We start from the raw sequence: 6,396 nt of genomic DNA, 5'->3' as shown, positions 1-6,396 counted from the left end.
GTTTCATTTTGTTCTTGCTGTTCTTGCGTTTCCGACTCTATCAGACTCTTTCGTGTCCGATTTCCTCGGTGCCTTTCCGGTTCCCGCACCAGCCTTTCGGCCTTCGCGTTTCCCTTTCCGGCGGTTCCGACTTTATCAGAGATTCTGAGTCGGAATTTCCCGCCCCGTTCGGTACTGCTCCGAGCGCGTGAGCGCCGGGGGCTTCCCGTTCAGGCGGAGACGTAAACGTACTGGAGCGGGGCGCCCCGATGCAAATCGAGGCGCCCCGCTCCGGAGTTCACGCTGCGTCAGATCAGACCTCGACGACCACGGGCAAGATCATCGGGCGTCGGCGGTAGTTGTCCGACACCCACTTGCCCAACGTACGACGGATGAGTTGCTGCAGCTGGTGGGGCTCCACGACGCCGTCCTGTGCCGACTTCTCCAGGACCTCCTGGATCCTCGGGATCACCGCGTTGAACGCGGAATCCTCGATGCCGGACCCACGGGCCTGGACGTGCGGGCCACCCGTGATCTTGCCGGTGCTGGAGTCCACCACCACGAAGACCGAGATGATGCCCTCGTCGCCGAGGATGCGGCGGTCCTTGAGGGAGGACTCGGTGACGTCGCCGACCGAGAGGCCGTCCACGTACACGTACCCCGCCTGGACCTTGCCGACGATCTTCGCCTTGCCCTCGACGAGGTCGACGACCACGCCGTCCTCGGCGATCACGATGCGGTCGTGCGGGACGCCGGTGAGGGCGCCGAGCTCGGCGTTGGCGCGCAGGTGGCGCCATTCGCCGTGGACCGGCATCAGGTTCTTGGGCTTGCAGATGTTGTAGAAGTACAGCAGCTCGCCGGCCGAGGCGTGGCCGGAGACGTGCACCTTCGCGTTGCCCTTGTGGACGACGTTGGCGCCCCAACGGGTCAGGCCGTTGATCACGCGGTAAACCGCGTTCTCGTTGCCGGGGATCAGCGACGACGCCAGGATCACCGTGTCGCCCTGGACGATGCGGATCTGGTGGTCGCGGTTGGCCATCCGGGAGAGGGCGGCCATCGGCTCGCCCTGCGAGCCCGTGCAGACGAGTACGACCTCGTTGTCGGGGAGGTCGTCGAGCGTCTTGACGTCGACCACCAGGCCCGGCGGCACCTTCAGATAGCCCAGGTCACGGGCGATGCCCATGTTGCGGACCATCGAGCGGCCGACGAAGGCGACCCTGCGGCCGTACTCGTGGGCCGCGTCCAGGATCTGCTGGATGCGGTGGACGTGGCTGGCGAAGCTCGCGACGATGATCCGCTTCTGGGCGCCGGCGAAGACGCCCCGGATCACGTTCGAGATGTCGCGCTCCGGCGGGACGAATCCCGGGACCTCGGCGTTCGTCGAGTCGGAGAGGAGGAGGTCGATGCCCTCCTCGCTCAGCCGGGCGAACGCGTGCAGGTCGGTGAGGCGGCCGTCCATCGGGAGCTGGTCCATCTTGAAGTCGCCGGTGGCGACGACCATGCCCGCGGGGGTGCGGACGGCGACGGCCAGGGCGTCCGGGATGGAGTGGTTGACCGCGATGAACTCGCAGTCGAACGGGCCGAGGCGCTCGCGGTCGCCCTCGGCGACCTCCAGCGTGTACGGACGGATGCGGTGCTCCTGGAGCTTCGCCTCGATGAGCGCGAGGGTCAGCTTGGAGCCGATCAGCGGGATGTCCGGCTTCTCGCGGAGAAGGTACGGGACACCGCCGATGTGGTCCTCGTGGCCGTGCGTGAGCACGATGCCGTCGATGTCGTCGAGGCGGTCCCTGATGGACGTGAAGTCCGGCAGGATCAGGTCGATTCCGGGCTGCTCCTCCTCGGGGAAGAGCACTCCGCAGTCGACGATCAGCAGGCGGCCGCCGTACTCGAAGACGGTCATGTTGCGGCCGATCTCGCCGAGGCCGCCGAGCGGGGTGACCCGCAGGCCGCCCTTCGGGAGCTTCGGCGGGGCGCCGAGTTCAGGATGCGGATGACTCAAAAGACTCTCCTCACCACACACGCCACGTACCTCTAGGGCACGTGGCGCGCGTGACGTTCGTGCAGTAGCAGTTGTCTGTGTGGGTGCAGGCGCTGAGTGCCCGCGTGTTTCACGTATTCAGTTGTGAAGTCTGTGGTTAGAGCTGTACCCCGCCGGCGGCGAGATCGATCTTGAGCTGGGCGGTCTCGTCGGGTGAGAGCTCGACCAGCGGCAGCCGCAGCGGGCCGGCGGGGCGGCCTTGGAGGGCGAGCGCCGCCTTCGTCGTGATCACACCCTGCGTACGGAACATGCCCGTGAAGACCGGGAGCAGCTTCTGGTGGATCTCGGTGGCCTTCTGTACGTCACCCGTGGAGTACGCGTCGATCATCGCGCGCAGTTCCGGGGTGACGACGTGGCTGACGACGGAGACGAAGCCGCAGGCTCCGACCGAGAGCAGCGGGAGGTTGAGCATGTCGTCGCCGGAGTACCAGGCCAGGCCCGAGCGGGCGATGGCCCAGCTGGCGCGGCCGAGGTCGCCCTTGGCGTCCTTGTTGGCGACGATCCGGGGGTGCTCGGCGAGGCGGACGATCGTCTCGGTGTTGATCGGTACGCCGCTGCGGCCGGGGATGTCGTAGAGCATGACCGGCAGCTCGGTGCTGTCCGCGATCGCGGTGAAGTGCCGGAGCAGGCCCTCCTGCGGCGGCTTGTTGTAGTACGGCGTCACCGTGAGGAGGCCGTCCGCGCCGACGCGCTCGGCGTCGCGGGCGAGCTCGATGCTGTGGCGCGTGTCGTTCGTGCCGACGCCCGCGACGATGTGGGCGCGGTCGCCGACGGCCTCCACTACGGCTCGGACGAGCTCGGCTTTCTCCGCGTTGCTGGTGGTCGGGGACTCACCGGTGGTGCCGTTGATGACCAGGCCGTCATTGCCTGCGTCCACCAGGTGGGCGGCGAGCTGCTGCGCGCCGTCGAGGTCAAGAGCGCCGTCCGCCGTAAAGGGCGTGACCATGGCGGTGAGGACCCTCCCGAAGGGGGTCTGCGGAGTGGAGGTCGGAGCCATGGGTAACACGCTACTCGCTGCTCAGCGCGTGGTCCCCCCTCGGGGGATGTGTGCGGACCTGACAAGTGAGGAGCCCGGCACTGCCTGCTCGGGGGTTCAAGCAGTGCCGGGTCCGTTTGATCAGGCTAGATGAACTTCTCGAAATGCCGCAATACGGACACCTCACTCAGCTCATCCGTACATCAGTGCCTCAGCGCCTTACGGAGCCACACGCCCGTTCTTGTTGAACGCCGCGTGGGTGAGGGGCATGAGCTTCGCCCACTCCTCCTCCATCTTCTCGCCGACCATCTCGATCTCCCGCTGCGGGAAGGACGGGACCTTGGCGAGCTCGTGCTGCGTGCGCAGGCCGAGGAAGTGCATCAGCGAACGCGCGTTGCACGTCGCGTACATCGAGGAGAAGAGGCCGACGGGGAGCACCGCGCGGGCGACCTCGCGGGCGACGCCGGCGGCGAGCATCTCCTGGTAGGCCTCGTACGCCTGGCGGTAGGAGTCCTCCATGACGCGGCCCGTGAGCTCCAGCTGGGCGTCGGTGCCCTCCACGAAGACGTACTTCCCGGGGCGGCCCTCCTGGACCAGCTTGCGGGAGGCGTCCGGGACGTAGAACGTCGGCTGGAGCTCCCTGTAGCGGCCCGATTCCTCGTTGTACGACCAGCCCACGCGGTGCCGCATGAACTCGCGGAAGACGAAGATCGGGGCGCTGATGAAGAACGTCATCGAGTTGTGCTCGAAGGGGCTGCCGTGGCGGTCCCGCATCAGATAGTTGATCAGGCCCTTGGAGCGCTCCGGGTCCTTCTGGAGCTCCTCCAGGGACTGCTCGCCGGCGGTGGAGACCCGGGCGGCCCACAGGACGTCGGAGTCGGTCGCGGCGTGCTTCACCAGCTCGACGGTGACCTCGCTGCGGAAGCTGGGCTTGAGGTCTTCGGTGGGGGTCTCGCTCACTGGCGGGCGTCCTTCCATGTGCATCACTCGGGCGGCGCCCACTCTATGGCCCGGCACTGACAATCGGCCCTTCGGTGACCCGCTACGACATTCTTCGACTAATTTGCCGAAACAGGGCACCTTTTGGGCGATTCGAGCGTCTGTCTAGTCAACAGAGTCACGTTCGATGCGCGTGTGATCCGAGTGTGGTCCGCGTGCGATCCGTGTGAGGAGAAGCGCACCCCATGTTCCGTCGGCGCGAGCCCGTCCCGTTCGCCTTCATCGCCGAAGCCGACAAGTTCCGCAGCAATGTCACTCCCCCGCCCCGCGAGCGCGCGACGGCCAGTCAGGTCGTGGGCCGCACCCTGGTCGGGCTCGTCGTGGTCGCCGGTCTTGTGGGCTCCATGCTGTTCGGCATGCCCGCCTTGTCGCCCGATCAGTCACCGGCGCAGAACCAGCAGTCCGAAGCCTCCGACGGCCGCTGACGGCCGCTGACGGGCGTCGGCGCCCCCCTGACTCGCCCCCACGCCCTAATGGCGTGGGAGGTACCCCCTTGGACCCCCAAGGGTGGCTGGCGGCACCGCGGCTCGGTAGCCTCACCGGGCACAGCCCATGCGTGGATTGAGTGAGGATCAGTCGTGCCCCTGCCCTTCCTGACGGCGGACCGCGCCTTTGACGAGGCAGCGGACGACGCCGCGCTGCCGTTCGACGACCGCGACCACTGGCGCCGTCCCTACCGGCCGGGACCGTGGCGGGTGGGGGCGGCGGCGCTGCTTCTGCTGCTCGCCTCGTACGTCCTGGTCGCCGCCGTGATCATCGCGTTCGCGGACTCCCTCGCGGGCGCCGGGATCTGCGCGGGCCTCGCGGCGCTCATCATCGTGAGCGCGCTGCGGCTGCTTCGGATGGGCACCTGGGTGAGCGCGCACGGGCTGCGCCGCGTGGCCTTCCTGACGACGCAGACCGTGCCGTGGGCCCAGGTCGTGACGGTGCGGACGGCCCAGCAGCCGGTGCGGTGGCTCGGGCTGCCCCGCACCGTTCAGGGGCAGGCCCTGATCCTCGTACGACGGGATCAGCAGGCCGACGGGCAGCCGCCGTTGCTCACCGACCGGAACGCCGACTTCCTGGCCCGGCGCGAGGCCTTCGACCGGGCGGCGGACTCCATCGAGGTGTGGGCCGACGAGTACCGGCCCACGGCCTGAACCTCAGACGTTGACCGGCTTGCCCGCGTGCAGCGCGATCGCGCGCTGCATCGCCTTGCGTGCCCGCGGGGTGTCCCGCGCGTCGTGATAGGCGACGGCGAGGCGGAACCAGCAGCGCCAGTCGTCCGGAGCGTCCTCCGTCTCGGCCTTGCGCCGGGCGAACACCTCGTCCGCCGAGTCGCGGTCGATGCGACCACCCGGCGTGCGCTTCAACTCGTCCACGGGGAGGCCGCCTTCGGCCTCCAGCTCCGCGGCGAGACGGTTGGCGCGCCGGACGAACTCGGTGTTCTTCCAGAGGAACCAGATGCCGATGAACGGCAGGATCAGCACCGCGACACCGAAGGTGACGGTGAGCGCGGTGCCGTGCTGTATCAGGAGCACGCCGCGGCTGCCGACCAGGACGAAGTAGACGACCAGGACGGCAGCCGTGACGGCGTAAGTGATCTTCGCTCGCATGGGGTTCTTTTCCCGGGTCAGCCGAGGTCCAGGAAGTGTTCCAGGCCGAACGTGAGGCCCGGAGTGCTCACCACACGGCGTACGCCGAGCAGGATGCCCGGCATGAAGCTGCTGTGGTGCAGCGAGTCGTGCCGGATCGTCAGCGTCTCGCCCTCGCCGCCGAGCAGCACCTCCTGGTGCGCCAGGAGGCCGCGCAGCCGCACCGAGTGCACCGGAACCCCGTCGACGTCCGCGCCGCGCGCGCCGTCCAGGGCAGTCGTCGTGGCGTCCGGCTGCGGGGCGCTGCCCGCCTCGCGACGGGCCGCGGCGATGAGCTGGGCGGTGCGCTGGGCGGTGCCGCTGGGGGCGTCCGCCTTGTTCGGGTGGTGCAGCTCGACGACCTCGACGGACTCGAAGTACGGCGCCGCGATCTGCGCGAACTTCATGGTGAGGACCGCGCCGATGGAGAAGTTCGGGGCGATCAGGACACCGGTCTTCGGCGACGCCGCCAGCCAGGTCTCCAGCTGCGCGAGACGGTCGTCGTTCCAGCCCGTCGTACCGACCACGGAGTGGATTCCGTGGCGTACACAGAAGTCCAGGTTCGCCATCACCGCGTCGGGGTTGGTCAGTTCGACCGCGACCTGGGCACCGGACTCCACCAGCGTGTCCAGCTTGTCGCCCCGGCCGAGTGCGGCGACCAGTTCGAGGTCCTCGGCGGCCTCGACGACCCGGACGGCCTCGGAGCCGATCCGGCCCTTGGCCCCGATGACCGCCACGCGCAACTTGCTCATGTGCCTGATTCCTTAAGGGAGTTAAGGGAGTTAAGCGAT

General features: G+C 68.3%; 7 protein-coding genes. 2 read left to right on the top strand and 5 right to left on the bottom strand.

Translation table 11 applies throughout. The features are described from left to right. Positions 1-292: 292 nt before the first annotated feature. The 3 genes from ACIBKX_RS29865 to thyX form a co-directional block, all read right to left on the bottom strand. Positions 293-1,978, bottom strand: coding sequence for a ribonuclease J (locus tag ACIBKX_RS29865; protein WP_363273457.1), 1,686 nt, complete (start codon positions 1,976-1,978; stop codon positions 293-295). A gap of 136 nt (positions 1,979-2,114) precedes the next feature. Next, positions 2,115-3,014, bottom strand: a complete 900-nt coding sequence (dapA, locus tag ACIBKX_RS29860) for a 4-hydroxy-tetrahydrodipicolinate synthase (protein ID WP_363273459.1) — start codon at positions 3,012-3,014, stop codon at positions 2,115-2,117. Positions 3,015-3,212: 198 nt separating this feature from the next. After that, positions 3,213-3,953: an FAD-dependent thymidylate synthase gene (thyX, locus tag ACIBKX_RS29855; protein ID WP_363273460.1), complete on the bottom strand. Its 741-nt coding sequence runs from the start codon at positions 3,951-3,953 to the stop codon at positions 3,213-3,215. 224 nt (positions 3,954-4,177) lie between these two features. Between thyX and ACIBKX_RS29850 the strand changes: the two genes are divergently transcribed. Together ACIBKX_RS29850 and ACIBKX_RS29845 are read left to right on the top strand one after the other, a co-directional pair. Beyond that, positions 4,178-4,417: a hypothetical protein gene (locus ACIBKX_RS29850; protein WP_363273461.1), complete on the top strand. Its 240-nt coding sequence runs from the start codon at positions 4,178-4,180 to the stop codon at positions 4,415-4,417. Positions 4,418-4,570: 153 nt separating this feature from the next. Beyond that, positions 4,571-5,131, top strand: a complete 561-nt coding sequence (locus tag ACIBKX_RS29845; RefSeq protein WP_363273462.1) for a hypothetical protein — start codon at positions 4,571-4,573, stop codon at positions 5,129-5,131. A 3-nt stretch (positions 5,132-5,134) separates the two neighbouring features. On the opposite strand, the gene ACIBKX_RS29840 is transcribed toward ACIBKX_RS29845, so the two are convergent. Both ACIBKX_RS29840 and dapB read right to left on the bottom strand, forming a co-directional pair. Continuing rightward, complete coding sequence (locus tag ACIBKX_RS29840; protein WP_363273463.1) at positions 5,135-5,587, bottom strand: hypothetical protein; 453 nt, start codon at positions 5,585-5,587, stop codon at positions 5,135-5,137. A 17-nt stretch (positions 5,588-5,604) separates the two neighbouring features. Then, positions 5,605-6,357, bottom strand: coding sequence for a 4-hydroxy-tetrahydrodipicolinate reductase (gene dapB, locus ACIBKX_RS29835; RefSeq protein ID WP_363273464.1), 753 nt, complete (start codon positions 6,355-6,357; stop codon positions 5,605-5,607). Positions 6,358-6,396 lie beyond the last annotated feature (39 nt).

Source organism: Streptomyces sp. NPDC050658, from assembly GCF_044457025.1.
Classification (GTDB): domain Bacteria; phylum Actinomycetota; class Actinomycetes; order Streptomycetales; family Streptomycetaceae; genus Streptomyces.
The sequence above is the reverse complement of the archived record's forward strand: the minus strand, read 5'-3'. Positions and strand labels throughout refer to the sequence as shown.